This window comes from Enterobacter cloacae complex sp. HYC003_NIDB (genome assembly GCF_056673375.1).
On sequence record NZ_CP114220.1, the window covers coordinates 2,381,078 to 2,407,354 of the forward strand.

General features: G+C 57.7%; 22 protein-coding genes and 2 pseudogenes. 16 read left to right on the plus strand and 8 right to left on the minus strand.

Annotation, left to right across the window (positions count from 1 at the left end; all coding sequences use genetic code 11):
• The first annotated feature begins 141 nt into the window (after positions 1-141).
• Positions 142-1,203 carry a 7-bladed beta-propeller protein YncE gene (gene yncE / locus O1722_RS11235; RefSeq protein ID WP_023303790.1) on the plus strand — a complete coding sequence of 354 codons (1,062 nt, stop codon included), beginning with the start codon at positions 142-144 and terminating at the stop codon, positions 1,201-1,203.
• Positions 1,204-1,295: 92 nt separating this feature from the next.
• Here yncE and ansP read toward each other — a convergent pair whose 3' ends face one another.
• Positions 1,296-2,792, minus strand: coding sequence for an L-asparagine permease (gene ansP, locus O1722_RS11240; protein WP_032671185.1), 1,497 nt, complete (start codon positions 2,790-2,792; stop codon positions 1,296-1,298).
• Between the two features lie 327 nt (positions 2,793-3,119).
• Positions 3,120-4,010 (minus strand): LysR family transcriptional regulator, encoded by an 891-nt coding sequence (locus O1722_RS11245; RefSeq protein WP_033487813.1) that lies wholly within the window; start codon positions 4,008-4,010, stop codon positions 3,120-3,122.
• Between the two features lie 112 nt (positions 4,011-4,122).
• Between O1722_RS11245 and O1722_RS11250 the strand changes: the two genes are divergently transcribed.
• The 13 genes and pseudogenes from O1722_RS11250 (at position 4,123) to O1722_RS11310 (ending at position 15,604) form a co-directional block, all read left to right on the plus strand.
• Positions 4,123-4,521 carry a (R)-mandelonitrile lyase gene (locus O1722_RS11250; protein ID WP_015570456.1) on the plus strand — a complete coding sequence of 133 codons (399 nt, stop codon included), beginning with the start codon at positions 4,123-4,125 and terminating at the stop codon, positions 4,519-4,521.
• 71 nt (positions 4,522-4,592) lie between these two features.
• Entirely contained in the window at positions 4,593-5,132 is a 540-nt protein-coding gene (locus O1722_RS11255; RefSeq protein ID WP_017693371.1) for a shikimate kinase, read from the plus strand.
• Positions 5,133-5,241: 109 nt separating this feature from the next.
• A complete protein-coding gene (locus tag O1722_RS11260) occupies positions 5,242-6,243 on the plus strand; it encodes an LLM class flavin-dependent oxidoreductase (protein WP_032653686.1) in 1,002 nt (333 codons plus the stop codon).
• Positions 6,240-7,361, plus strand: coding sequence for an amidohydrolase (locus O1722_RS11265; RefSeq protein ID WP_017382285.1), 1,122 nt, complete (start codon positions 6,240-6,242; stop codon positions 7,359-7,361). Before O1722_RS11260 ends, O1722_RS11265 begins: the two co-directional genes overlap by 4 nt.
• A 16-nt stretch (positions 7,362-7,377) precedes the next feature.
• Positions 7,378-9,641, plus strand: a pseudogene (locus O1722_RS11270) (NtaA/DmoA family FMN-dependent monooxygenase).
• A gap of 9 nt (positions 9,642-9,650) precedes the next feature.
• Positions 9,651-10,160, plus strand: coding sequence for a GNAT family N-acetyltransferase (locus O1722_RS11275; protein WP_003857004.1), 510 nt, complete (start codon positions 9,651-9,653; stop codon positions 10,158-10,160).
• 9 nt (positions 10,161-10,169) lie between these two features.
• Positions 10,170-11,096, plus strand: a complete 927-nt coding sequence (locus tag O1722_RS11280; RefSeq protein WP_033487812.1) for an amino acid ABC transporter permease — start codon at positions 10,170-10,172, stop codon at positions 11,094-11,096.
• Positions 11,080-11,853 carry an amino acid ABC transporter ATP-binding protein gene (locus tag O1722_RS11285; RefSeq protein ID WP_033487811.1) on the plus strand — a complete coding sequence of 258 codons (774 nt, stop codon included), beginning with the start codon at positions 11,080-11,082 and terminating at the stop codon, positions 11,851-11,853. Before O1722_RS11280 ends, O1722_RS11285 begins: the two co-directional genes overlap by 17 nt.
• Positions 11,854-11,862: 9 nt before the next feature.
• Positions 11,863-12,750 carry a transporter substrate-binding domain-containing protein gene (locus O1722_RS11290; RefSeq protein ID WP_033487810.1) on the plus strand — a complete coding sequence of 296 codons (888 nt, stop codon included), beginning with the start codon at positions 11,863-11,865 and terminating at the stop codon, positions 12,748-12,750.
• A 41-nt stretch (positions 12,751-12,791) separates the two neighbouring features.
• On the plus strand, positions 12,792-13,409 hold the full coding sequence (locus O1722_RS11295; protein ID WP_033487809.1) for a glutathione S-transferase family protein: 618 nt from the start codon (positions 12,792-12,794) through the stop codon (positions 13,407-13,409).
• Between the two features lie 37 nt (positions 13,410-13,446).
• Entirely contained in the window at positions 13,447-13,677 is a 231-nt protein-coding gene (pptA, locus tag O1722_RS11300) for a tautomerase PptA (RefSeq protein ID WP_003857012.1), read from the plus strand.
• Positions 13,678-13,863: 186 nt separating this feature from the next.
• Positions 13,864-14,865, plus strand: coding sequence for a Kdo(2)-lipid IV(A) acyltransferase (locus O1722_RS11305; protein ID WP_032648397.1), 1,002 nt, complete (start codon positions 13,864-13,866; stop codon positions 14,863-14,865).
• A gap of 91 nt (positions 14,866-14,956) precedes the next feature.
• Positions 14,957-15,604, plus strand: a complete 648-nt coding sequence (locus O1722_RS11310) for an ECs1377 family protein (RefSeq protein WP_033487808.1) — start codon at positions 14,957-14,959, stop codon at positions 15,602-15,604.
• On the opposite strand, the gene O1722_RS11315 is transcribed toward O1722_RS11310, so the two are convergent.
• Positions 15,597-15,896: an ArsR/SmtB family transcription factor gene (locus O1722_RS11315; protein WP_000612740.1), complete on the minus strand. Its 300-nt coding sequence runs from the start codon at positions 15,894-15,896 to the stop codon at positions 15,597-15,599. The genes O1722_RS11310 and O1722_RS11315 overlap by 8 nt on opposite strands.
• 161 nt (positions 15,897-16,057) lie before the next feature.
• On the opposite strand from O1722_RS11315, the gene fusA reads away from it, so the two are divergent.
• The gene (fusA, locus tag O1722_RS11320) at positions 16,058-18,157 is read left to right on the plus strand and encodes an elongation factor G (protein WP_058686497.1); all 2,100 of its coding nucleotides are present in this window, start codon (positions 16,058-16,060) and stop codon (positions 18,155-18,157) included.
• Between the two features lie 48 nt (positions 18,158-18,205).
• Here the strand turns inward: fusA and O1722_RS11325 are convergent, their stop codons facing one another.
• Positions 18,206-18,778, minus strand: a complete 573-nt coding sequence (locus O1722_RS11325) for a flavin reductase family protein (RefSeq protein WP_033487807.1) — start codon at positions 18,776-18,778, stop codon at positions 18,206-18,208.
• 105 nt (positions 18,779-18,883) lie between these two features.
• Between O1722_RS11325 and nhoA the strand changes: the two genes are divergently transcribed.
• Positions 18,884-19,729: an N-hydroxyarylamine O-acetyltransferase gene (gene nhoA / locus O1722_RS11330; RefSeq protein ID WP_033487806.1), complete on the plus strand. Its 846-nt coding sequence runs from the start codon at positions 18,884-18,886 to the stop codon at positions 19,727-19,729.
• 80 nt (positions 19,730-19,809) lie between these two features.
• Here the strand turns inward: nhoA and narI are convergent, their stop codons facing one another.
• The 4 genes and pseudogenes from narI to O1722_RS11350 form a co-directional block, all read right to left on the minus strand.
• Positions 19,810-20,490 (minus strand): respiratory nitrate reductase subunit gamma, encoded by a 681-nt coding sequence (narI, locus tag O1722_RS11335; protein ID WP_033487805.1) that lies wholly within the window; start codon positions 20,488-20,490, stop codon positions 19,810-19,812.
• Entirely contained in the window at positions 20,487-21,182 is a 696-nt protein-coding gene (gene narW / locus O1722_RS11340; RefSeq protein ID WP_032102973.1) for a nitrate reductase molybdenum cofactor assembly chaperone, read from the minus strand. Before narW ends, narI begins: the two co-directional genes overlap by 4 nt.
• Positions 21,182-22,726 carry a nitrate reductase subunit beta gene (gene narH / locus O1722_RS11345; RefSeq protein ID WP_015570469.1) on the minus strand — a complete coding sequence of 515 codons (1,545 nt, stop codon included), beginning with the start codon at positions 22,724-22,726 and terminating at the stop codon, positions 21,182-21,184. Before narH ends, narW begins: the two co-directional genes overlap by 1 nt.
• Positions 22,723-26,184, minus strand: a pseudogene (locus tag O1722_RS11350) (nitrate reductase subunit alpha); the annotation flags it as partial. The pseudogene O1722_RS11350 and the gene narH, both read right to left, overlap by 4 nt.
• Between the last annotated feature and the right edge of the window lie 93 nt (positions 26,185-26,277).

Here is a 26,277-nt window from a genome sequence, read left to right on the forward strand (position 1 = left end):
ATGTAAGGTTTTGAAGGAAAGAAATACTCCACATTCAACTCATTAATGATTACTATTCTCATTAAAATAACGGCAAAGCGATGACTTTGCCCACCGGAAGTGATGTCAGCGGTAAATCTCCTCATTTAAAAAGGAATTGTTATGTCTTTACGTCATCTGTGCTCGCCGCGCCTGCGTGGGTCTCTGCTGTTGGGCTCTTTACTGTTTGCCGGTACGTTCCAGGTTCATGCCGCTGAAGAGATGCTGCGCAAAGCGGTCGGCAAGGGCGCGTATGAAATGGCCGTCAGCCAGCAGGAAAACGCGCTGTGGGTTGCGACGTCACAAAGCCGCAAAACCGATAAGGGCGGCGTGGTCTATCGTCTGGATCCGGTCACGCTGGAAGTGACGCAGGCGATTCATAACGATCTCAAGCCGTTTGGCGCCACGATCGATAACGCCACCCAGACGCTGTGGTTCGGTAACACCGTCAACAGCACCGTGACGGCGATTGACGCCAAAACGAGCGAGGTGAAAGGGCGCCTGGTGCTGGACGATCGCAAGCGTAGCGACACGGTGAAGCCGCTTCAGCCGCGCCAGCTGGTGGCCGATGACACGACCAATACGGTGTACATTACCGGTATCGGCAAGGAGAGCGTGATCTGGGTTGTTGATGGCGCAACGCTGAAGCTGAAGGACACCATCACCAACACCGGTACGTTCAGCACCGGTCTGGCCCTGGATGCGAAGGCAAAACGCCTGTATACCACCAATGCGGACGGCGAGCTGGTGACCATTGATACGGCAACCAACAAAATCCTCAGTCGTAAAAAAGTGCAGGATGACGGAAAAGAGCACTTCTACCTGAACCTGAGCCTGGACACTGCCGGCCAGCGTGCGTTTGTGACGGATTCAAAACAGCCAGAAGTGCTGGTGGTGAATCTGAAAGATGGCAGCGTGATGCAGAAAATCGCCGCGCCAGCATCGCTGGCCGTACTGTTTAACCCGGCGCGTAACGAAGCCTATGTGACGCACCGCGAGGCGGGCAAGGTGAGCGTGATTGACGCCAAAACCTACAAAGTGACCAGGACCTACGATACCCCGGTTTACCCGAACAGCCTGGCGCTGTCTGCGGACGGTAAAACGCTGTACGTAACGGTGAAACAGAAATCAACCCGTCAGCAGGAAGCGACCCAGCCTGACGATGTGATTCGTATCGCGCTGTGATGGTGGAATTGCCCGGTGGCGCTGCGCTTACCGGGCCTACAAAACCATGAGATGTAGGCCGGGTAAGGCGAAGCCGCCGCCCGGCTTTTTTATTAACGCGAGGTTTCTTCTACCAGCGGTGCGTCGTGCTTTTCATCGTCGTGATGAAGCGGCGCGGTGCTGTGGATCTCGTGAACGCGCTTACGCACGCCGAACCAGCCAGCAATCAGCAGAACCGCCAGCAGTGGGATCGTCGCGATGGTGTAAGTACCGTTCGGGTAGTCAAACGCCATCAGTACCAGCACGCTGAACAGGAACAGCAGGGTGAGCCAGGAGGTCACCGGTGCGCCCGGCATCTTGAAGCACACATCAGCCGCTTTGCCTTCTTTGATCGCTTTGCGCAGACGCATCTGGCAGACCACAATAAAGGCCCAGGAGGCGATAATCCCCAGTGCAGCCACGTTCAGAACGATCTCAAATACGCGGGACGGCACCAGATAGTTCAGGAACACGCCAAAGACGTAAACCACCAGCGTGGCCAGAATACCCGCGTAAGGCACCTGCTGCTTGCTCATCTTCGACATAAACTTCGGCGCAGACCCCCCCATCGACATGGAGCGCAGGATACGGCCCGTCGAATAGAGCCCGGAGTTCAGGCTGGAGAGCGCGGCGGTCAGTACCACTATGTTCATGATGCTGCCCACGTACGGCACGCCCAGCTTAGAGAAGAAGGTTACAAACGGGCTTTGCCCCGCCTGGTATGCATTCCACGGCAGCAGCAGCACCAGCAGCACCACGGAACCCACATAGAACAGACCGATACGCCATATCACGCTGTTGATGGCTTTTGGCACCATTGTCTGCGGATCTTTACATTCGCCTGCCGCCGTACCGACCAGTTCGATGGAAGCAAAGGCGAACACCACCCCCTGCACCAGCACCAGCGCAGGCAGCAGGCCGTGCGGGAAGAAACCACCGTTATCGGTAATCAGGTGGAAGCCGGTTGCGTTACCGTCCAGTGGTTTACCGGTACCGAGGAATACGGTTCCGACCACCAGGAAGATCACAATGGCCAGCACCTTCACCAGTGCGAACCAGAACTCCATCTCGGCGAACCATTTCACGCCGATCATGTTCATGGTCCCGACAATTGCCAGCGCCCCAAGGGCGAACACCCACTGCGGCACATCGCCAAACGCGCCCCAGTAGTGCATGTACAGCGCAACGGCGGTGATATCGACGATACCGGTCATCGCCCAGTTAACGAAGTACATCCAGCCCGCGACATACGCGGCTTTTTCACCAAGAAACTCGCGGGCGTAAGAGACAAAGCTGCCGCTGGAAGGGCGGTGGAGTACCAGTTCGCCGAGGGCGCGAAGGATGAAGAAAGAGAAGATCCCGCACACCAGATAGACCAGGGCGAGAGCGGGGCCAGCCATTTGCAGACGTGCGCCTGCACCTAAAAACAGACCTGTACCGATAGCGCCGCCGATGGCGATCATCTGCACCTGACGGTTGCCCATCGCCTTGTGATAGCCCTCTTCATGAGAGTTCAACCAGCGACGTTTCGCAGCATGATGATCGGCTGCGCTTTTATTGCTTGTTTTCATTGAGTTACCTGTTTGCCTGTCTGAACCATTAACGTGATAGTCCTGCCTGGCAGAAGCCGAAACAAACGATTGCTTCTGCGCAGACACATGCCGCCTTTCCAGTCATTCTGTGTATGGATAAGGCAAAACATGGCGAGGCATCCTACCCGCAATTGTTAAGCGACGCAAAATATAACCGTGTCGAAAGTGATGCTCGTCGAAGGAAATCGTGTGGTCAGAGCAGACGGCGATCACAACGCGCTGAATCGTGACGTTTTTTTAGGCAAAAAGGTCTGCGAATTCTGATTTAATCATCAGGTTTACTTAATAGTTACTTATAGGTAGAGCTTATGAATGCCGCAGGGCTGCAATAAGTAATGCAAACGCGGTAGTGTGCTGGCGGCGGCTCGGATAGTACAGATGGTATCCCGTAAAAGCCGGGCACCAGGCTTCAAGCACACGCACTAACCGGCTCTCAGCAAGGGCGTCCTGAACCGCATCTTCCGGGACGTACGCCAGCCCCAGACCGTTTTCGGCGGCATCGATGCGTTGCGGCAGGCTGTTGAGGATCAGCTGGCCGTCAACCCGCACGCGCAGCTCACGTCCGTCCCGTTCAAATTCCCAGGCATATAATCCGCCGCGTGTGGGCAGGCGCATATTAATGCAGCGGTGCTGATCAAGCTGCTCCGGCGTTTCCGGTACGCCGAAACGTTGCAAATAATCTGCCGACCCGACGACCGCCATGCGCATGTCCGGCGCAATACGAACGGCAATCATATCTTTCGCCACCTGCTCACCCAGACGCACCCCCGCGTCAAAGCGGCCATCGACAATATCAGTCAGCCCATTGTCCACCGTGACTTCAACGTTGATATCAGGATACTGCGCCATAAAGGGTTTAAGCACAGGCCACAGCACCGCAGACATGGCGTGCTCCCCGGCGGTAAGGCGAATATTCCCGGCAGGTCTGTCGCGGGTATCACGCAGCGCGGTGAGTTCCTGCTCGATCTCCAGCAGATGGGGGCTTAAGCGCATGAAGAGTTGCTCGCCGGCCTCGGTAGGGGCCACGCTACGGGTGGTGCGGGTTAACAGACGGACTTCCAGCCTCGTTTCCAGATTGCGCATTGCGTGGCTGAGCGCCGACTGAGATACCCCAAGCTGCGCCGCGGCGCGGGTAAAGCTGCGCTCCCGGGCGACGACCATAAAGGAAAGCAGATCGTTGAAGTTGTCTTTTAACATGGTGGTTTACTCGATTTATGAAATGAATTCATGGTTCCTTTCTGATTATGCACTCTAATGCTCCCCATGGCTTTACGCTACTGTTAACGCAACAGCAAACGAGGAGTTAATCATGAAAATTATCCGTAGCGGTTCGTTACCTTCCGTTCAGGGGCCAGAGGCCTGGTTTACCGGCTGCGTGCGCATTGACGCGCCTTTCCAGGCGACTGAACCGGCAAAAGTCGGCGGCGCGACCGTCACCTTTGAACCCGGCGCACGTACCGCCTGGCATACGCATCCTCTTGGACAAACGCTGATCGTGACGCAGGGGCGCGGCTGGTTACAGGAGTGGGGGAAAGAGGCGGAACCGCTGAATCAGGGTGATATCGCCTGGATCCCACCCGGCGTGAAGCACTGGCACGGCGCAAGCGCGCAGACGGCCATGACCCATATCGCCATCGCAGAAGCTGTCGACGGGAGCCCGGTGGCATGGCTGGAGAAGGTCACCGACGAGCAGTATCCGAACGAGTAGTCTGGCGTTTCGTAAACAAATTATTAACGTTATGATTCGATCCGTTTTCTTCAGCATGTGCAGGCGGAACGGTGAAAATCAATATCATAGGCACCAGCGGAAGTGGGAAAAGCACGTTTGGCAGGCGAATCGCGGAGGCGCTGGCTATCCCTTACATTGAGATGGACAGGCTTTACTGGCGAGCGAACTGGCAGGGAACACCGGATGATGAGTTTCTTGCAACCCTGGAAAAAGCGCTCGCCGCCTCGCCTGACTGGGTCCTGGACGGGAATTACAACCGCACACGCGACGTTAAGTGGCGCGACGTCGATCTGGTGGTGTGGATAGATCGTGGGTTTATCCGCACGCTCTGGCAGGCGGTGACGCGGGCCTCCAGACGCGCCTGGCACAAACAGGAGCTCTGGCCCGGCACGGGGAACCGCGAAAGCTTTCGTCGGTCGTTCCTTAGCAAGGACTCTATTATCATCTGGACGATCAAAACCTGGCGCAGCAACCGCAAACGATATGAGGCGGATATGCAAAACCCGCAGTACGCACACATTCGCTTTCTCCGCATTACCCGACGGCAGGATGCGGAAAGACTCATTACATCGCTCAAATCACGCCGATGACAGACTCTCTATTGCCGTTTTCCGGCAATCCAAATGTAAATTAATTGTTTCTCAGAGGTGAAATCCACCTTTAATAATGACGACATGTTAAGTCAAACGAGAACGCAACATGTCATGGCGAATCAGCATTCTGGATAAAAGCCCCGTCGCAGAACACGAAACAGCCGCCGATGCGCTGGCGCGAACCTTAGCACTGGCGCAACAGGCAGAAACGCTGGGTTATCACCGCTTCTGGATTGCCGAACACCACAATACCCCGCAGCTTGCCAGCCCCTCGCCGGAGCTGCTGATTGCCTGGATCCTCGGGCAAACAAAACGTATTCGCGTGGGCTCAGGCGGCGTCATGCTGCAACATTACAGCCCCTATAAAGTCGCCGAAAATTTTAACGTACTGGCCGCCATTGCGCCGGGCCGGGTTGATCTGGGCGTTGGCAAAGCGCCCGGCGGTCTGCCGCTCTCTACCCGCGCCTTGCAGCACGGCCTTAATCCGCAGGAAAAAGGCAGCTTTGCTGAACAACTGACGCAGCTCGATCGCTGGATCCGCCCTGAAAATCAGTCGGCGGAGGAGGACGTTCGCGCCACGCCGCTGCCGCCGGTGCCTGCCCGGGGGTTTCTGCTGGGCGCCAGCACAGAAAGCGCGCTGCTGGCGGCCTCCCTCGACTGGCATTTTGTCTTTGCCGCCCATCTGAACGGTGATCCTGAGCTGCTGCGCGAGGTCGTCACAGCCTGGCGTCAACACAGCGTCCGGGAGGTGATTGTGGCCGTGCAGGCCATTGTTGCCCCAACCCAGGCTGAGGCCGATGCGCTGGCGCAGAAGGTTGAAGTGTGGGGCGTGGAGCTGGCAAACGGACAGCGCGTCACCGTCGCCAGCGAAGAACAGGCCTACGCCTTTGCGCGGCAGGCGGGGAGTGAACCGGTGCGCATCGCGCGTCGGGCGCAGTCTCTGCTGGCCGGAACGGCGGCGTCGGTGCTTGAACAGCTCAACGCGTTGCATCAGCAGTGGGGGATTGACGAATTTATCATCGACACGCCGGTCGCTGATGGCGCAACGCGCGTACAGTCCCTGCGACTGCTGGCCGAGGCGCGTCTTAACAGGGAGGTTACCGTATGAGCTTTAGCGAACAACTGATTGCCTGGCGCCGTGAGCTGCACCAGAACCCTGAACTCTCTGGTCAGGAGGTCGAAACAACGGCGCGCCTGCGCGAGTGGCTGACGGCAGCCGGGATTGCCCCGCTGCCTTACGATCTCCAGACCGGGCTGGTTGCGGAGATCGGCACGGGCAACGCACTGGTTGCGCTGCGCGCCGATATCGACGCGTTACCCATCGACGAGCGCAGCGGGGTGCCGTTTAGCTCCCGGCGCGCCGGGGTGATGCATGCCTGCGGACACGACATTCACACCAGCGTGATCCTCGGCGCCGCGCTAAAGCTGAAAGAGCGGGAAGCCTCGCTCAACGGTCGCGTGCGGATCCTGTTCCAGCCAGCGGAAGAGAATTTCGGCGGAGCGAAAAGCATGGTGCGGGCCGGGGCGTTACGCGACGTACGCGCGATTTTCGGGATGCATAACGAGCCGTCACTGCCGGTCGGCGAGTTTGCCACGCGCGGCGGCCCGTTCTATGCCAACGTTGATCGCTTCGTTATTCACGTGACCGGCAAAGGCGCGCATGCCGCACGTCCCCATGAAGGCAACGACGCCATCGTGCTGGCAAGCCAGCTGGTAACCGCGCTGCAAAGCGTAGCCAGCCGTAACGTCAACACGCTGGATTCGGTTGTTCTGAGCGTGACGCGCATCGCCGGGGGGAATACCTGGAACGTGCTGCCGGAAAGCGTTGAACTGGAGGGCACGCTGCGCACGCACCGCACGGAAGTGCAGCAGAACGTGAAAGCGCGCGTCGGTGAAATCGCCGCCGGATTTGCCAGCGCCTTTAGCGCGCAAATCAACATCACCTGGTACGCCGGGCCCACCGCGCTGGTGAACGATGAGCACTGGGCCGGGTTTGCCACCTCGGTCGCGCGCGAAGCGGGATATGAAACCCGGCATGCGGAACTGCACATGGGCGGGGAGGATTTCGCGGTCTATCTGCAAAACATACCCGGCGCGTTTGTCAGCATTGGCAGCAACAGTCCGTTTGGGTTACATCACCCGGCATTTAACCCGGACGAAGCATTAATCGAACCCGCTGCCCGCTATTTTGCTCAGCTCGCGGAAAAAGCCCTGCAACACGTTTAATTAATTTGAGGTGAATATGTCTGCACATCGTCAATTGCGGCTGGGGACCATTTTGCATGGTGCATCCGGAAATATGTCTGCCTGGCGCCACCCGGCGGCGGTCGCGGATGCCAGCATTAATTTTGATTTCGTTAAAGAAACGGCTTTAAAAGCAGAAGAGGGCAAGCTCGACTTTATATTTGTGGCCGACGGCCTTTATATTAACGAGAAATCCATTCCGCATTTTTTAAACCGCTTTGAGCCGCTGACGGTGTTGTCCGCGCTGGCGAGTATCACCTCGCGCCTGGGGCTGGTCGGCACGTTATCCACCTCGTACAGCGAGCCTTTCACCGTTGCACGCCAGTTCGCCAGCCTCGATCACCTGAGCAACGGACGCGCGGGCTGGAACGTGGTGACGTCACCGCTGGAAGGGTCAGCCAGGAACTTCTCCCGCGAAAAACACCCGGAGCATGCGCTGCGCTACCGCATTGCCGATGAGTATCTCGACGTGGTGAAGGGGCTGTGGGATTCCTGGGAAGGGGATGCCTTTATCCGCAATAAAGAGAGCGGACAGTTCTTTGATGCGTCGAAACTGCATACTCTTGATCACCACGGTGATTTCTTCCAGGTTTCCGGCCCGCTGAATATTGGCCGCACGCCGCAGGGACGTCCGATTGTCTTTCAGGCTGGCGCGTCCGACGACGGTAAAAAGCTGGCGGCAAAACACGCTGGCGCCATCTTTACCCACCATGACACGCGGGAAGAAGCCCAGGCTTTTTACCGCGATGTTAAACAGCAGCTGGAAAGTCACGGCCGCCGCGCAGAGGATTTACATATATTCCAGGGCGTCAGCGTGATTGTTGGAAACGACGCCGATGACGTAGAAAACCAGTATCAAACTACGGCGGCACTGGTCTCCATTAATGATGCGCTGAATTACCTCGGACGATATTTCGAGCATCACGACTTCAGCCAGTATCCCCTCGACGCGCCGTTCCCGGATATTGGCGATTTGGGCAAAAACAGCTTCCGCAGCACCACCGATGAAATCAAGCGTAACGCCCGTGAGCGCAACTTAACTCTGCGTCAGGTCGCGCTGGAAGCCGCATCGCCGCGCCCGCGTTTTTCCGGCACACCGGAGCAGGTGGCCGATGGTTTACAGGCCTGGTTCGAAGAGAAGGCGGCGGATGGCTTCATCATTCAGGGCGGCACGCCGGACACCTTCCCGCGCTTTGTTGACCAGGTGGTGCCCGTTTTACAGGCGCGCGGCCTGTTCCGCACCGACTATCCCGGCACCACGCTGCGCGAAAGTCTGGGCTTAGACGAGCCCAAAAATCAGTTCACACAACAATAAAAGAGAAAAACGCTATGCAGAAATCATCACTTATTCTGGCGCTTGCGCTGGCCTTTACCCCTGCCGTCTGGGCAGAGAACGTCAATATTAACGGCACCGGCGTGAGCATTGAAGCCAATAAAACGCCGATCAATACCGCCAAAAACAGCGATGCGATCGCGCAACTGCCGAAAGACTATCGTTTTGCCGTGCCGGGGAAATTTACCGTGGCGGTGGCGGGACTGAATCAACCGCCACTGACGGTCTTTTCCGACGACAACAAAACTCTGCTGGGAAGTGAGGTCGACATCGCGCGTCTGGTAGCGGACAGCCTCGGACTGGAGCTGAACGTGGTGCCCACCTCCTGGGAGGATTGGCCGCTGGGGGTTGCCTCCGGGAAATACGACGCGGCTATCAGCAACATCACCGTCACTAAAGCGCGCAAAGAGAAGTTCGACTTCGCCACCTACCGCAAGGATTCACTTGGCTTCTACGTGAAATCCACCAGTCCGATCAACTCGCTTGTGAAGGCAGAGGATATCGCCGGGCTGCGCATCATCGTGGGTTCCGGCACCAACCAGGAGGCCATCCTTCTGGCATGGAACGAAGAGAACCTCAAAAAAGGGCTTAAACCCTTTACGCCGATCTACACCAAAGACGACGCGGCCCAAACGCTGGCGCTTCAGTCCGGACGCGCGGACGCCTACTTTGGCCCGAACGTGATCGGTGCCTGGAAAGCGGCGCTTAACGGTAAAACCAAACTGGTCGGCAGCGTCGACGGTGGCTGGCCGAAGGCGGCGCATATCGCGGTGACGCTGAAAAAAGGCAGCGGCCTGGTCGAGCCGGTTCAAACCGCGCTGAACGGCGCGATCAAGAACGGAGATTACGACAAGGTGCTGAACCGCTGGGGGGAAGGCGTGGAGCGTATCCCCAGTTCCGAAGTTAACCCGGCGGGTCTGGGCGATTAAGGAGGCGCTATGCGCGAACAATTTCGTGACGTTTCGCCGGAAGATGCCGATCTTCAGCCCATTATCGAGGGGCTTTTCGGTGAGTACGCCGCTCGTTACGGCGACTACTTTTCAAAGGATGCGGAAGTCGAGCTGACAGAGTGGTACCTGGCGCCGCAGGGGCTGTTTATCGTCCTGGAGCGCGATGGCGAGATCATCGCCACCGGTGCGTACAAGCCCTTCGACGAACATACCGCAGAGATCAAACGCATCTGGACGAATAAAACGCTGCGCCAGCAGGGACTGGCCGCGCGCGTGGTACAGGAGCTGGAGCGCCGGGCGGTGCTGGCGGGCTACAGCCACATCTACCTGACCACGGGGTTTCGCCAGCCGGAGGCGGTGCGGCTCTATCTCAGCCAGGGGTACCAGCCGCAGTTCGATCTTAACCGTGATCCGGAAGAGTATAGCCAGCCGCCGTTCGACGGTCGGCTGCGTTTCACCAAGACGCTGATCCGCGAAGCGCTCAGCAAAACCGCATAAGGAGCGACGATGAGCAACGTTGAAACCATAAAAGTGGTCCCGGCACGTTATCCGCTGCGCGCTGCTGGCGCCGTGGTGGCGCTGTTTGTGCTGGCGGTCGTGATCCAGTCCGTGGCCTTTAATCCGCGCTGGGAATGGGCGGTATTTGCCCGCTGGTTCTTCGACCCGGTGATCCTCGAAGGCGTCGGCCAGACGCTGCTGCTGACGTTGATAAGCACCGTACTGAGCGTGGTGATTGGCGGCATACTGGCGCTGGCGCGGCTCTCGTCATCATGGCTGTTGAGCAGCCTGGCGTGGGGTTACATCTGGCTGTTCCGATCGCTGCCGCTGATCGTGGTGCTGATTATCCTCTATAACTTCTCCTATCTCTACGACACGCTCTCTCTCGGCGTGCCTTTTACCGGCATTACCTGGGGCAGCTTTGAAACCATCAATGTTCTCGGGCAGTTTTCTACCGCCATCGTGGGGCTGACGCTGGTGCAGAGCGCCTATACTGCGGAGATCATTCGCGGGGGGTTCCTTGGGGTCGACCACGGTCAGTATGAGGCGGCCGCTGCGCTAGGTCTGCCGGCATGGCGTCGCACGGTGCGCATAATTCTCCCTCAGGCGCTGCGCACCATCCTGCCGTCCGGGTTTAACGAAATTATCAGCCTCGCCAAAGGGACGGCGATGGTTTACGTGCTGGCGATGCCGGAACTGTTCTACACGATCCAGATGATCTACAACCGCACCCAGGAGGTGATCCCGCTGTTGATGGTGGGGGCCGTCTGGTATCTGGTGATCACCACCGTACTGTCTGCCATCCAGCATGTTATTGAGCGTGGACTCGCCCGCAGCGAGCGCCGCTCCGCCGTTAACCAGAACCGGGCGGCCAGTCGCGCGCGCTCCGTCACCACTTCGCCAGCACAGGAGCCTGTTCATGCAAGCCTCTCCTGAAGGACACATTTCCATTACCGGCGTCAGTAAGTTTTTTGGCCGACATAAAGCGCTCGATAACGTCACGCTTGAGATCCTGCCGGGCTCCGTGACGGTGATCCTCGGCCCCTCTGGATCGGGAAAATCGACGCTGCTGCGCACCATTAACCATCTTGAGCGCGTAGACGAAGGCTTTATTCAGATTGACGGGGATTACATCGGCTATCGCCGTCAGGGTGACAAACTCTACGAGCTCAAAGAGAAAGAGATCCTTAAACAGCGCGTCAACGTTGGGTACGTGTTTCAGAACTTCAATCTTTTTCCGCATCTCACGGTGCTGGAAAACCTGATTGAAGCACCCATCGCGCATAAAAAGTTCAGTAAAAAAGAGGCTGTTGAAAACGCCTACAGCCTTCTGGATGTGGTAGGTCTGCGCGATAAAGCCGATGCCTGGTCGCGTCACCTCTCCGGCGGCCAACAGCAGCGTATCGCCATTGCCCGCGCGCTGGCGCTGCGCCCGCGCGTGATGCTGTTTGATGAACCCACCTCGGCGCTGGATCCGGAACTGGTTGGCGAAGTGCTGGACGTGATTAAAAAGCTCGCCCGTTCCGGCACTACGCTGGTGGTGGTCACCCATGAGATCGGCTTTGCCCGGGAAGTGGCGGACCAGGTGGTATTTATGGTCGACGGTAAAATTGTGGAGCAGGGCAGCAGCGACGACGTGTTAAACCGACCGTCGCATCCGCGAACGCGCCAGTTCCTCTCAAAAGTGCTGTAAGGAGCGCAGATGAAATATGGACTCCTGGCGGGGCTGGTCTTCACGACGGCGAGCTACGCCAGCATTGATTTAAAGGCCAACGAACAGCCGCTGCCGGTGACGGTTGATCAACAGGCAGTGGCGAAAATCCCGGCGAACTATAAATTTGTTGAGCCGGGTACCCTCACGGTGGCGATTTCAGCCCTGAATTCTCCGCCGCTGGCGCTGCTGGCCAGTGATAACCGCACCCGTATTGGCAGCGACCCGGATATCGCCCGGTTGCTGGCGGGCAGTCTGGGGCTGAAGCTGAAGCTGGTGCCAACTGCGTGGGAAGACTGGCCGCTGGGGATCACTTCCGGGCGTTATGACGTGGCGTTGGTGAATATCGCCGTCACCGAGCAACGTAAGGCGAAGTTCGATTTTGCGACCTATCGCGTCGATTCCCTCGCCTTCTCGGTGAAATCCACCAGCAACGTACAGTCGATCACCCGTGCGAAAGATCTGGCCGGTAAAAAGGTGATTGTCGGGTCAGGCACCAATCAGGAACGTATTCTGCTGGGCTGGAACGAAGAGAATAAAAAGGCCGGGCGCGAGCCTGCGTTGCCGGTTTATCTGACCGACGACGCCTCAGGCAATCTTTATATTCAGTCCGGCAGGGCGGATGTTTTCTTTGGACCGCAGTCCGTTTCGGCCTACAAAGCCGCGTTAACCGGCAGAACCCGCGTCGTGGGATTAGGGCCGAAGAAAGCCTATGTCGCCACCACAACCAAAAAAGGTAATGGGCTGGTGTATGCGTTGCAGGCTGCGCTGGACGGTGCGATTAAGCGCGGGGATTATCAAAAGGTGCTGGCGCGCTGGGGGGAGGCGGGCGAAGCGGTGACGTCTTCTGACGTTAACCCGCCCGGGATAACCTACTAATGGTGCTCTACACTTAGGGTTTTCATCCCTGAGGGGGCAACATGATCAAACTCTATGGCGTACCCGGCTGGGGATCGGCAATCAGTGAAGTGATGCTGACTCTGGCAGACATCCCGTATCAGTTCGTCAACGTGGACGGGTTTGACCAGCCCGGCCCGCAGCGCGAATTGCTGTTGAAACTGAACCCGCTGTGCCAGGTGCCGACGCTGGAGCTGGAAAATGGGGCGATCGAGACGGAAACCGCAGCGATCGCCCTGATGGTGCTCGACAGACGTCCCGACCTCGCGCCGCCCGTAGGGCAGGCCGAGCGCCAGCAGTTTCAGCGCCTGCTCATCTGGTTTGTGGCGAACGTCTATCCCACCTTTACGTATGCAGATTACCCGGAACGCTGGGTGCCTGATGCCCCGGAACAGCTGAAGAAAAATTGCATTGAGTACCGAAAATCGCTCTATCTGTGGTTCGACAGCCAGCTCAGCGCCTCGCCGTTTGCGTTTGGCAAACAGCTGACGCTGCTTGACGTCTATATTGCCGTTGCGCGTACCTGGGGGCCACGTCATGAGTGGTTTGCCACTAACACGCCTAATATTACCGCCGTCGCGGATGCCGTCTGCGCGCTGCCGGAACTGCACAAGGTGCTAAAAGCTAACGATATAATCTGATAACGTGGAACGCTCACCTATAAAAGGAGCCCTGCCCATGCCACACGTTGATATCAAATGTTTTCCACGCGATCTGACTGACGAACAAAAAACGGCCCTGGCGGCGGATATCGCCGAAGCGATCGCCCGTCATCTGAACAGCAAAGATCGCTCAATCTCCGTGGCGCTTCAGGAGGTTCAGGAAGCTGACTGGAAGGCGCAGGTCTGGGATACCGAGATCGGCCCGAAACTGGATGAACTGATTAAGAAGCCCGGTTATTCGATGTAACTTGCCTGCCGGGTGGTGCAATATCACCCGGCGCTCCTCGCTTTTATTCCCTTTCGCAAAAATCGATAATAAAAACCATAACGATTCCGCTACAATTCATCCTTCCGAACAATATTCGTTAAATCAGCAGGTAAGCACTGCAACTGCACCAGATTAAGTACAAATTAGTAAAAGGATAATTTTTCCATGACAAAATTACCTCAGTTTTCACTCGCCTTTATTCATCCTCGTTACTGGCTCAGCTGGGCAGGCATTGCCGCGCTCTGGTGCACGGTTCAGCTTCCGTACCCGCTGCTGTTGAAAACAGGTCACGGGCTTGGGCGTCTGGCTATGCGTCTGCTTCCACGCCGCGTGGAGATCGCCAGACGAAATCTTGAGCTTTGCTTTCCTGATATGAAAGAGGACGAGCGCGAGCGTTTACTTGAGCGTAATTTTGAATCGGTTGGAATGGGCGTCATCGAAACGGGGATAGCGTGGTTCTGGCCAGACTGGCGCGTACGGAAACACTTCAGCGTAACCGGCTATGAACATATGGAACAGGCGCGGGCGCAAGGAAGGGGCGTGGTGCTCATTGGAATGCATTTTCTCACGCTGGAATTAGGCGCACGCATCTTTGGCATGCTTAACGCGGGTATTGGTGTGTATCGTCCCAACAATAATGCGTTGCTCGACTGGCTGCAAACGCGCGGTCGTCTGCGTTCCAATAAAACCATGCTTGACCGCTATGACCTGAAGGGCATGATCCGCGCGCTGAAGCAAAACGAGATCCTGTGGTATGCCCCGGACCACGATTATGGCAAAACGAATAGCGTGTTTGTGCCGTTTTTTGCCGTCCCGGACGCCGCGACAACTGCCGGGAGCTACATGCTGGTGAAAAGTGCCAGACCGGCCGTGATCCCGTTTGTACCGCGCAGAAAAGCAGACGGCACAGGGTATGAGCTGATTATTCTGGAAGATATTAGCGATACCTTGCAGGGAGGCGACAAAGCGTCGGTGGCCACGCAAATGAACAGAGCGATTGAGCGCGCCGTGATGATGGCGCCTGAGCAATATATGTGGCTGCATCGCCGGTTCAAAACCCGCCCTGAAGGCCAGCCGGACCGGTATAAACGCAAAAAACAGGTCGCGTCTACTGCAAGAACCTTTTCTGCCAGCGATATTTCGGACCGGTCGAGTATCCAGCAGTAGCCCGGCAGGGCGGATGCCGGTGCGCTCCGCCCTTTATAAATCCTGCCGCGCTGGATAGAATTACCGCATCCATATTGACGGGATGCCCCACATGACCGGAAGAGTCGATTATCATCTAGAAAAATACGTCCTCACCGAAGCCGGCGAGCCGGAACGTCTGACGCGCCAGTGGGCCGAGGTGATGCGCGAATGTCACGACCAGAAATCCGGGGCAGAAGAGCGGCTGCGTCTCGCGCTGCTGAACGTGGATTATGTGACCAGCTTTGAGCTTCCCTTCCGGTTACTTCTTACCCGTGCACCGCAGCTGATTGATAGCATCAGAAATGAGTTTCAGCTCAGTCAAAAAAATGTCCTGTTCAACGGGAAGCGGTTTGGCTGCGTCTACAGCCTTAAACGGGATTTGAACGGCATTCCCGATGAATTTACCTACCACCTGAAGACCCGTATTCAGCGGATCGATGCGTCCGGCGGTTCGGAAGTGCCTTACCGGCAAATCGCTCAGCAGGTGAAAGCCCCCCGCGAGCGCCTCCAGCTGGCGCTGGAACAGGGGCTTGCGGTCACCGCGCTTGACGGGCTTTTCTGGTTTGGCCTCCAGCGCATAGCCGCCGAGGTGCAGCGGTTAAGGAAGACCGGGATGAGAATAGTGACGTCCGATACGGAGGTGTTCGACACCCTTACCGGAACAACACGGCGCATTCCGGTTTATCGTCTTGAGGACGAGGACGCTGCCGCTACTTAGCCTGGAGCAGGATCGCCAGTAGCCCAGGAAAGCGGGCGTCCAGATCTTCTCTTCTCAGTGAGATCATATTCTCGCGCCCCTGCGGGCGCTGCCAGATCACGCCGCTGTCGCGCAGCACGCGCCAGTGGTGAGTCATAGTAGATTTCACCACCTCTTCCGGGCGCAGCGCGTTACAGCTCAGTTCGCTGCCGTCGGCCAGCCTGCGGATAATCGCTAATCGCAGCGGGTTGCCGAGGGCGAACAGCACATTTTCCAACACTATTTGTTCAGGTTCCGGGTGGTTTGGGATCATCGTTTTCCTGCGTCTCGCGTGAGATTGAGCTATATCAACAATAGGTCAACCGTTAAAAAATAGTTCGATAATACTCGTACAATAGGACTATTATAACAAACGAACGAACACGCGACCATTCCGGTCGTCACAAACCAGTCATGAAGACTTAAGGAAATATCATGCCCCGACCCATTCCACTCGAACGTTATCGCAACATCGGTATCTCCGCGCATATCGATGCGGGCAAAACAACCACTACTGAGCGCATCCTGTTTTACACCGGGATGAGCCACAAGCTGGGTGAAGTACACGATGGCGCGGCAACCACCGACTGGATGGCGCAGGAGCAGGAGCGCGGGATCACCATTACGTCGGCGGCGGTAAGCTGTTTCTGGCCCGGTATGGACAGAGGCTTTGAACCGCACCGCATCAATATTATCGACACCCCCGGGCACGTGGATTTCACCATTGAGGTGGAACGTTCCATGCGTGTGCTCGACGGTGCGGTGATGGTCTATGACTCCGTCGGTGGCGTGCAGCCGCAGTCGGAGACCGTCTGGCGTCAGGCGAATAAATATCACGTTCCGCGTCTGGCGTTCGTCAATAAAATGGACCGCCCGGGTGCGGATTTCTTCCGCGTGGTGCGGATGATGCAGGAGCGGCTGAAAGCCAATCCGGTCCCGATTGTGATCCCCGTGGGGGCAGAAGAACACTTCACCGGCGTGGTGGATCTCATCAGGATGCGCACTATTCTTTGGGATGATGCGACGCAGGGCATGGCGTTCAGCTATGCGCCAGTGCCTGACGATCTGCTGAGTACCGCCCAGGCGTGGCGAGAAAAAATGGTTTCGGCTGCGGCAGAAGCCAGCGATGAGCTTATGGATAAGTACCTTGAGACGGGCGAACTGGATGAAGCGGAAATCATCCAGGGGCTGCGCGTCCGGACCATCTCCGGTGAAATACAGCCCATGCTGTGCGGCAGCGCCTTCAAGAACAAGGGCGTGCAGCGCATGCTCGACGCGGTAATTGAATTGATGCCGTCCCCACTGGACGTGCCCGCTATTGATGGGGTTGACGAAGACGGACAGCACGCCGAGCGCCACCCAAGCGATGATGAACCGTTCTCGGCACTGGCCTTCAAGCTGATGAGCGATCCGTACGTTGGCCAGCTGACCTTCATCCGCGTCTATTCCGGCATACTGCGCAAAGGCGACGCGGTGTACAACCCGGTGAAGGGCAAGAAAGAACGTATCGGGCGCATCGTGCTGATGCATGCCAACGATCGCCATGAGGTGGACGAGCTGCGCGCAGGGGATATCGCAGCCTGTGTCGGGCTGAAAGACGTTACCACCGGTGACACGCTGACCGATCCGAATGCGGTGATCACCCTTGAACGGATGGAGTTCCCGGATCCGGTTATTTCGCTGGCGATTGAGCCGAAAACCAAGGCCGATCAGGAGAAAATGGGGATCGCCCTACAGCGCCTGGCTGCGGAGGATCCGTCGTTTCGCCTGCACACGGACGAAGAGTCCGGACAGACCATCATCTCCGGGATGGGCGAGTTGCATCTGGAGATCATCGTTGACCGCATGAAGCGTGAATTTGGCGTTGAGGCGAACATTGGTCGTCCGCAGGTCACCTACCGTGAAACCCTGCGTAAAGCGGTGAAGGATATAGAAGGTAAATTTGTCCGACAGTCCGGCGGGAAAGGGCAGTACGGTCATGTGGTCCTTAGCCTTGAGCCGTTAGCCGCCGGGAGTGGTTTTGTGTTTGAAGATGCCACGAAAGGCGGGGTGGTGCCGCGGGAGTACATCCCGTCGGTGGAAAAAGGCTTGCGAGAAGCCATGAATACGGGAGTGCTGGCGGGCTATCCGGTGGTAGATGTGAAAGCGACCCTGACGTTTGGTTCCTACCATGACGTTGACTCCTCGGAGATGGCCTTCCGCATGGCGGCGATCCTCGGCTTCAAAGAGGGCGCACGGCGGGCGGATCCGGTTATTCTTGAGCCGGTCATGCACGTTGAGGTGGAAACGCCGGAAGAGTACGCCGGGAACATTATGGGCGATCTCTCCTCCCGTCGCGGCCTGGTGCAGGGGATGGCAGAGCAGTACGGCAGCCAGATTATTCGCGCTGACGTCCCGCTGGCTGAGATGTTTGGCTACGCCACCACGCTGCGCTCGATGTCACAGGGTCGCGCGACGTATACGATGGAGTTCCATCATTTTGCGGAAGCTCCGCGGAATGTGGCGGATGAGATTATTGCGAAGCGTGTGAAGTAATAAAAAGCCCTCTTCCTCAGGAAGAGGGCTTTTCTTTTTTGAGGTGCGTTAATCCAGCGCCTTCACCATTTTCCCGCTCGCGACAAACGTACCCGCACCCAGATGATGCAGCGTATTCAGCTTATCCCCGTCAAACTGCCAGCGTCCGGCGACAAATGCGCGTTCATCCGCCGCGGCGCAAACCACTTCGCCAAACAGAGTGTCATATTTCTCGGCCGCAGAGGTTACAGGTAATAACCGGCACTCCATCCACGCCAGACATTTCTCTTCTATAACCGGCAGCCCAAGCTCAGGGCCATAAATAACCGGGATCCCGTAGCAGTTAAATTTATCCTCGTCGCGCCCGCTGACGCTGCCGACCGCCCAGGTCCAGTTGGCTGCCGCCACGCCGGGGATCACAATGCCGAATTTCCCGCTGCGTTCGATCAACTCCCGTGACCACGCGCTTTTGTCTACCACAATCGCGATACGCGGGGGCTCAAATTCCACCGGCATAGACCATGCGGCGGCCATGACGTTGCGACGATCGATGGTCTCATCCCGGCTGGTGATGAGCACGGTTGGACCGTGATTAAGAAGACGGCTGGCATGACGTAATTCAACAGAGCGAAAGTGGTTCATAGGATCTCCTCATGTACACGATGAGTATGACGAAAAAGCACTTTTGCGCATATGCATAAGGGAAAATAGTTTATAAACAGGGGATATCACATCCTGGAGCAAATCATGTCCCCATTTCTGAGTGCTTATTTCGCCCGCACGGGCTGGCAGCAGCCCGTGCAGGTTGATATTGATACCCTGCGGGGGCTGCATTTACACCATAACTGCGCAATCCCTTTCGAAAATATCGATGTTGTTTTGCCGCGGGAAATCCATCTGGACGACGGGTGTCTGGTGGATAAACTGGTCACCGCGCGTCGGGGGGGGTATTGCTTCGAGCAAAACGGCCTGTTTGAGCGGGTGTTGCGCGAAGTCGGGTTTACGGTGCGCAGCGTGCTGGGGCGGGTTGTGCTGGCTAATCCGTCGCAGATGCCGCCACGTACGCACCGGTTGCTGCTGGTTGAGCTGAACGGCGAGCGCTGGATCGCCGATGTGGGATTTGGCGGACAAACGCTGACGGCGCCGATTCGTTTGATCGCCAACGAGGAACAGGAAACCCCACACGGCAGTTATCGTTTGCTGAGCGAGGGTAACGACTGGGTACTGCAATTCCGCCATCACGAGCACTGGCAGTCGATGTACCACTTCGACCTGGCGACCCAGTACTTCAACGATTACGTGATGGGAAACTTCTGGTCGGCGCACTGGCCGCAGTCCCATTTCCGTCATCACCTGCTGATGTGTCGCCACCTGCCGGACGGGGGCAAGCTAACGCTGACCAACTTTAATTTTACCCACTGGCAGAACGGGCATGTGGAGGAGCAGATCCATTTGCCGGATGCGGAGGCGCTGTATAAGCTGATGCAGGCGCGGTTTGGCCTGGGCGTTGATGACCCGAAGCACGGCTTTACCCCGGCCGAGCTGACGGCCGTGATGGCGGGGTTTGATACGCATCCACAGGCAGGTAAATAGCCCGGTGGCGGCTACGCCTTACCGGGCCTACAGCGGCTTGAAACGTAGGTCGGGTAAGGCGAAGCCGCCACCCGACAAAATCAACGGCGCGATCTCACCACCTGATAGCGACGGGTAAAATACTCAAACGGCGCGCTCCACACGTGCACCAGACGGGTGAACGGGAAGATAAGGAAGATCGTCATCCCCAGCACCAGATGCACGCGGAAGATCGGTGCGACGCCGCTCAGCATTTCTGACGAGCCTCCCTTCAACGTCACGATCCCCTGCGCCCAGCCGACCAGCTTCATCATCTCGCTTCCGTCAGGATACTGGGCGGAGAAAGGAATGGTCGACAGCCCAAGGATGCACTGAAGCAGCAGGATACTCATGATGATAATATCCGGCGTGGTGGACGTGGCACGCACCCGCTGGTTGAACAAGCGGCGGTAAAGCAGCATCGACCCGCCAATCAGCGTCAATACGCCGCACACACCACCCGCCATCATCGCCAGCTGCTGCTTAACCGCGACGGGTAAAAACCAGGCGTACATCCAGTGCGGAGTTAACATGCCGAACAGGTGCCCGAAGAAGATCCCCAAAATCCCGATATGAAACAGGTTAGAGCCCCAGTTCATACCGCGCTTGCTGAGCATCTGGCTCGACGAGGCGCGCCAGGTGTACTGCCCGTAGTCGTAGCGCAACCAGCTGCCAAGGAAAAACACGGTGGCGCAGATGTACGGATAAATGTCATAGAAAAACACGTTCAGGTAATGTGTCATTTTGGGCCTCCGGCGCTGACGTCCACGTACTGCGGCGCGACGTCCTGGCTAAAGCGTCGTTGATATTGCTGCATCGGCGAGCTGTCGCACGATGTGGCGTTGTCTTCGATAAACTTCACCTGTTCCTCTTCCCACACGGCGTCCAGCGCCTGACGGGTATCATCCCGTTTTTCACCAGACACCTGCTTCGCCACGCTGTCGCTGGAAAGCCGTGTACCGGCCATCGTCAGCAGGGCGTCAAACAGCTGGTAATGTGCCACCTCGCGCTGTTTCAGCCGGCCGCCAATCAGCGCCAGAATCGGCGCGACGTTTTGCAGCCCTTCACGCGCCTCGTCATCGCTGACGATACTGAGATATTCCAGATAGAGCGGCAGATAGTCCGGCAGCTCGCGGCAGTCCAGCTGGAGCCCGGCTTTCTCATACTGGCTCATCAGGTCGACCATCGCCTGACCGCGATCGCGGGACTCGGCGTGAACGTGTTCGAACAGCAGTAGCGAGGTTGCGCGCCCCCGTTCAAACACTTCGCACCATTCGGCCTGCTTATCCAGCAGCGGGGCGCTCAGGTGCTGCTGCGCAAACGGCAGCAGCATGGGCGCGTCCTGTTCCACCAGGGAAAGCGCTTCGTCACGGTTTTCCCACAGCAGCTCATCGGGATACTCAATGAGTAGCGCGATGATTTTGAGGATTTGCATTATTCTCCCTCCCCGTGTTCACGCACCTCGGTGATGTTGATCGCGTCAATGCGGCTGCTGTTGAAGAGGTTGAATTTGGTGTCGGAACCGTGGCAGCCGTCGCCAAAGGTGAAGCCGCAGCCGTTTTTCTCCGGGAAGGCGTCGCGCGCCATTTCGCGGTGGCTGGTCGGGATCACGAAGCGGTCTTCGTAGTTGGCAATCGCCAGGTAGCGATACATCTCTTCTACCTGTTCTTCCGTCAGGCCGACCTCTTCGATGGCGCGGGTGTCGGTCACGCCTTCCACTGTCTGGGAACGCTTGTAGTGGCGCATCGCCATCATGCGCTTCAGGGCGCGCAGCACCGGACCGGTATCGCCCGCGCTGAGCATGTTTGCCAGGTACTGCACCGGAATGCGCAGGCTTTCGACAGCAGGCAGCACGCCGTCGCTCTGCGGCAAACCACCCGCGTCCGCGTAGGACTGAATCGGTGACAGCGGCGGCACATACCAGACCATCGGCAGGGTGCGGTATTCCGGATGCAGCGGCAGGGCAAGCTTCCAGTCCATCGCCATTTTGTAAACCGGGGAACGCTGTGCCGCGTCGATGACGTTCTGCGGAATACCCTGTTTCAGCGCTTCCTCAATCACCGCCGGATCGTTCGGGTTAAGGAACACGTCGCACTGGCGCTCGTACAGATCGGTTTCATGCTCGGTGCTCGCTGCCTCCTCGATACGGTCCGCGTCATACAGCAGCACGCCAAGGTAGCGGATGCGCCCGACGCAGGTTTCCGAACAGACGGTCGGCTGACCGGACTCAATGCGCGGGTAGCAGAAGATGCACTTCTCTGACTTGCCGCTCTTCCAGTTGAAGTAGATTTTCTTGTACGGGCAGCCGCTGATGCACAGACGCCAGCCGCGGCATTTGTCCTGGTCAATCAGCACAATGCCGTCCTCTTCGCGCTTGTAAATCGCACCGCTCGGGCAGGTGGCAACGCAACTGGGGTTCAGACAGTGCTCGCACAGGCGCGGCAGGTACATCATGAAGGTGTTTTCAAACTGGCCGTACATCTCCTTCTGGATCTTCTGGAAATTGCGGTCGCGGGCGCGTTTTTCGAACTCGCCGCCCAGCAGCTCTTCCCAGTTGGGCCCCCATTCGATTTTATCCATTCGCTTGCCGTCAATCAGCGAGCGCGGGCGGGCGGTAGGGAGGTGATCGCCCTCTGGCGCGCGGTGCAGATCCTGGTAATCGAAGGTGAAGGGTTCATAGTAATCGTCAATCTGCGGCAGGACGGGGTTAGCGAAAATCTTCGACAGCACGCCCATTTTGCCGCCGAGGCGCGGGGTCAGCTTGCCGTGAATACCGCGGATCCAGCCGCCTTGCCACTCATCCTGATCTTCCCAGTTTTTCGGATAGCCGATACCCGGTTTGGTTTCGACGTTATTAAACCACGCGTACTCCATCCCTTCGCGCCCGGTCCAGACGTTCTTACAGGTGACCGAGCAGGTGTGGCAGCCAATGCATTTATCGAGATTCAGAACCATGCCAACCTGTGAGCGTATTTTCATTTTTTCGCCTCCTGTACCTGATCCCGACCTTCGCCGTCCAGCCAGTTAATGTTTTTCATTTTACGGATCATGATGAACTCGTCGCGGTTCGAGCCGACGGTGCCGTAATAGTTGAAGCTGTACGCCAGCTGCGCGTAGCCGCCGATCATGTGGGTCGGTTTCGGGCAGACGCGGGTGACCGAGTTGTGGATCCCGCCGCGCCGTCCGGTTACTTCTGACCCCGGAATGTTGAGGATGCGCTCCTGAGCGTGGTACATCATGGTCATACCCGGCGGCACGCGCTGGCTGACCACCGCGCGGGCGGTGAGGGCGCCGTTGGCATTAAAGGCTTCGATCCAGTCGTTGTCCTCAATGCCCAGCTCGCGCGCGTCGGTTTCGCTGATCCAGACGATTGGCCCCCCGCGCGACAGGGTTTGCATCAGCAGGTTTTCGCTGTAGGTGGAGTGAATGCCCCATTTCTGGTGCGGCGTCAGGAAGTTAAGCGCTTTTTCCGGGAATCCGTTCGGCGGGATTTCGCGCATATGGGTAACGCTGCGTGTGTCAATCGGTGGACGATAGGCCACCAGACTCTCCCCGAAGGCGCGCATCCAGGCATGATCCTGATACAGCTGCTGGCGGCCCGAAATCGTGCGCCACGGGATCAGCTCGTGAACGTTGGTATAGCCTGCGTTATAGGAGACGTGCTCGCTCTCAAGGCCGGACCACGTCGGGCTGGAGATGATTTTGCGCGGCTGCGCCTGAATATCGCGGAAGCGGATTTTCTCATCTTCTTTGTTCAGCGCCAGATGAGTGTGATCGCGTCCGGTCAGTTCGCCGAGGGCTTCCCAGGCTTTGACCGCGACCTGACCGTTAGTTTCCGGCGCAAGGGCGAGGATCACCTCTGAAGCGTCAATGGCGGTCTCGATGCGCGGACGACCTTTCGCCGGGCCGTCAGGCTTGACGTAGTTGAGCTTGCCGAGGAAATCGACCTCATTCTGGGTGTTCCACGATATGCCTTTTCCGCCGTTGCCGAGCTTGTCCAGCAGCGGCCCAAGGGCCGTGAAGCGCTCGTAGGTTTCCGGATAGTTGCGCTCGACGACTGCAATGTTTGGCGCGGTTTTGCCGGGGATCAGATCGCACTCGCCTTTGCGCCAGTCCAGAATATCAAAAGGCTGCGACAGCTCCCCCGGGGAGTCATGCTGAAGCGGCTGTAGCACCACGTCAGTTTCGGTGCCGAGATGTCCGACGCACACTTCAGAGAAGACTTTGGCGATGCCCTTGTAAATCTCCCAGTCGCTGCGGGACTCCCACGCCGGGTCAACGGCTGCGGAAAGCGGGTGAATAAACGGATGCATGTCCGAGGTATTCATATCGTCTTTTTCATACCAGGTGGCGGTGGGCAGGACGATATCCGAGAACAGGCAGGTGCTGGACATACGGAAATCGAGCGTCACCAGCAGATCCAGCTTGCCCTCAATGGCGGCGGTTTGCCATTCCACCTCTTCAGGTTTCACGTCGTCCGTTGAGCCTAAATCCTCACCCTGAATACCGCTTTCGGTGCCAAGCAGGTATTTCAGCATGTACTCATCGCCTTTCCCGGACGAGCCAAGCAGGTTAGAACGCCAGACAAACAGGTTGCGCGGGTGGTTCTTACCGTTATCCGGCTGTTCGCAGGCGAAGCGGATATCGCCCGATTTTAACGCCTGAACGGTGTAGTCCTGCGGCGACATACCGGCGGCGTCCGCCCGGGCCTTAACGTGCAGCGGGTTGAGGTTGAGCTGCGGCGCGGAAGGGAGCCAGCCCATGCGCTCGGCGCGGACATTGAAATCAATCAGGTGACCGGTAAACTTCGATGCGTCTGCAAGGGGAGAAAGCAGTTCCTGTGCGGTGAGCTTCTCATAGCGCCACTGGCTGGCGTGGTTGTAGAAGTACGATGTGCTGTTCATCTGGCGCGGCGGACGGTTCCAGTCCAGCGCGAAGGCCAGCGGCAGCCAGCCGGTTTGCGGGCGCAGCTTTTCCTGGCCGACATAGTGCGACCAGCCGCCGCCGCTCTGCCCGACGCAGCCGCAGAAGACCAGCATGTTGATCATCCCGCGGTAGTTCATGTCCATGTGGTACCAGTGGTTCACACCGGCCCCGAGGATGATCATCGAACGACCGTGAGTTTTGTGCGCCGTGTCGGCAAATTCACGGGCGATTTTTTCTATCAGATAAGCGGGGACGCCGGTAATTTGTTCGCCCCAGGCCGGGGTGTAGGCTTTTATCTCGGCGTAGTTTGTCGCCGCGTTACTGTCTTCCAGACCGCGATCGAGGCCGTAGTTTGCCAGCACCAGATCGTACACGCTAACCACGCGTCTCTGGCTGCCGTCGGCCAGCGTCAGGGTTTTACTCGGTACTCGGCGCGTCAGCACCGGCTCCTGCTTCACGCTGCGGAAATGCGGATTCTCGTTGCCCCCGAAGTAAGGGAAGGCCACGTCTGCCACGCTGTCGTGGGTGATGAGCAGGGAAAGCGTCAGCTCGGTTTCCTGTCCTGCTGCCAGCGACTCCAGGTTCCATTTGCCTTTTTCACCCCAGCGGAAGCCGATGGAACCATTCGGCGCCACCAGATTTCCGGCCACGTCAAAGGCGATGGTTTTCCACTCCGGATTATTGGTTTCACCCAGCCCGTCGGCCAGATCCGACGCGCGCAGCATGCGGCCCGGCACCACGCGACCGTCAGCCTGTTCATCCAGCAGGACCAGCATCGGCATGTCGGTGTAGCGGCGGCAATAGTTGAGGAAGTACTCGCTCGGGTTATCGAGGTGGAACTCTTTAAGGATCACATGGCCCATCGCCATGGCAAGGGCGCTGTCGGTACCCTGTTTGGGGGCCAGCCACTGGTCGCTGAGCTTCGCCACCTCCGAGAAGTCCGGCGTAATGGCGACGGTCTTGGTGCCTTTGTAACGCACTTCGGTAAAAAAGTGGGCGTCCGGGGTGCGCGTCTGCGGCACGTTCGAGCCCCAGGCAATGATATAGCTGGAGTTGTACCAGTCCGCCGATTCCGGCACGTCGGTCTGTTCGCCCCAGGTCATCGGCGACGCCGGAGGCAGATCGCAATACCAGTCATAGAAGCTCAGGCAGGTGCCGCCGAGCAGGGAGAGATAGCGCGTACCGGCGGCATAAGAGACCATCGACATGGCCGGGATGGGGGAAAAACCGGCCACCCGATCCGGGCCGTAGTTTTTGATGGTCCAGACGTTGGCGGCAGCAATCAGCTGGTTAAGCTCTTTCCAGTTTGAGCGGATAAAACCGCCTTTTCCGCGCGCTTTCCTGTAGCTCTGCGCTTTCTGCGGATCGTTTTGAATGGCATCCCAGGCCAGCACCGGATCGGTATGCTGCGCCAGCGCCTCTCGCCAGAGTTCGATCAGCCTGCGGCGTACCAGCGGGTACTTGAGACGGTTGGCGCTGTAGAGATACCAGGAGTAGCTTGCGCCACGCGGGCTGATTAGACTTGAGATAAATGACAGGGAATAAGTGAGATATTTATGGGAAGAACTGGGTCAAAATGGGAAGAGACTAGGAGGAATATGCAA

Coding starts and splice junctions, on each gene's coding strand:
- yncE (WP_023303790.1), top strand. CDS start 142: ATGTCTTTACGTCATCTGTGCTCGCCGCGCCTGCGTGGGTCTCTGCTG.
- ansP (WP_032671185.1), bottom strand. CDS start 2,792: ATGAAAACAAGCAATAAAAGCGCAGCCGATCATCATGCTGCGAAACGT.
- O1722_RS11245 (WP_033487813.1), bottom strand. CDS start 4,010: ATGTTAAAAGACAACTTCAACGATCTGCTTTCCTTTATGGTCGTCGCC.
- O1722_RS11250 (WP_015570456.1), top strand. CDS start 4,123: ATGAAAATTATCCGTAGCGGTTCGTTACCTTCCGTTCAGGGGCCAGAG.
- O1722_RS11260 (WP_032653686.1), top strand. CDS start 5,242: ATGTCATGGCGAATCAGCATTCTGGATAAAAGCCCCGTCGCAGAACAC.
- O1722_RS11265 (WP_017382285.1), top strand. CDS start 6,240: ATGAGCTTTAGCGAACAACTGATTGCCTGGCGCCGTGAGCTGCACCAG.
- O1722_RS11275 (WP_003857004.1), top strand. CDS start 9,651: ATGCGCGAACAATTTCGTGACGTTTCGCCGGAAGATGCCGATCTTCAG.
- O1722_RS11280 (WP_033487812.1), top strand. CDS start 10,170: ATGAGCAACGTTGAAACCATAAAAGTGGTCCCGGCACGTTATCCGCTG.
- O1722_RS11285 (WP_033487811.1), top strand. CDS start 11,080: ATGCAAGCCTCTCCTGAAGGACACATTTCCATTACCGGCGTCAGTAAG.
- O1722_RS11290 (WP_033487810.1), top strand. CDS start 11,863: ATGAAATATGGACTCCTGGCGGGGCTGGTCTTCACGACGGCGAGCTAC.
- O1722_RS11295 (WP_033487809.1), top strand. CDS start 12,792: ATGATCAAACTCTATGGCGTACCCGGCTGGGGATCGGCAATCAGTGAA.
- pptA (WP_003857012.1), top strand. CDS start 13,447: ATGCCACACGTTGATATCAAATGTTTTCCACGCGATCTGACTGACGAA.
- O1722_RS11305 (WP_032648397.1), top strand. CDS start 13,864: ATGACAAAATTACCTCAGTTTTCACTCGCCTTTATTCATCCTCGTTAC.
- O1722_RS11310 (WP_033487808.1), top strand. CDS start 14,957: ATGACCGGAAGAGTCGATTATCATCTAGAAAAATACGTCCTCACCGAA.
- O1722_RS11315 (WP_000612740.1), bottom strand. CDS start 15,896: ATGATCCCAAACCACCCGGAACCTGAACAAATAGTGTTGGAAAATGTG.
- fusA (WP_058686497.1), top strand. CDS start 16,058: ATGCCCCGACCCATTCCACTCGAACGTTATCGCAACATCGGTATCTCC.
- O1722_RS11325 (WP_033487807.1), bottom strand. CDS start 18,778: ATGAACCACTTTCGCTCTGTTGAATTACGTCATGCCAGCCGTCTTCTT.
- nhoA (WP_033487806.1), top strand. CDS start 18,884: ATGTCCCCATTTCTGAGTGCTTATTTCGCCCGCACGGGCTGGCAGCAG.
- narI (WP_033487805.1), bottom strand. CDS start 20,490: ATGACACATTACCTGAACGTGTTTTTCTATGACATTTATCCGTACATC.
- narW (WP_032102973.1), bottom strand. CDS start 21,182: ATGCAAATCCTCAAAATCATCGCGCTACTCATTGAGTATCCCGATGAG.
- narH (WP_015570469.1), bottom strand. CDS start 22,726: ATGAAAATACGCTCACAGGTTGGCATGGTTCTGAATCTCGATAAATGC.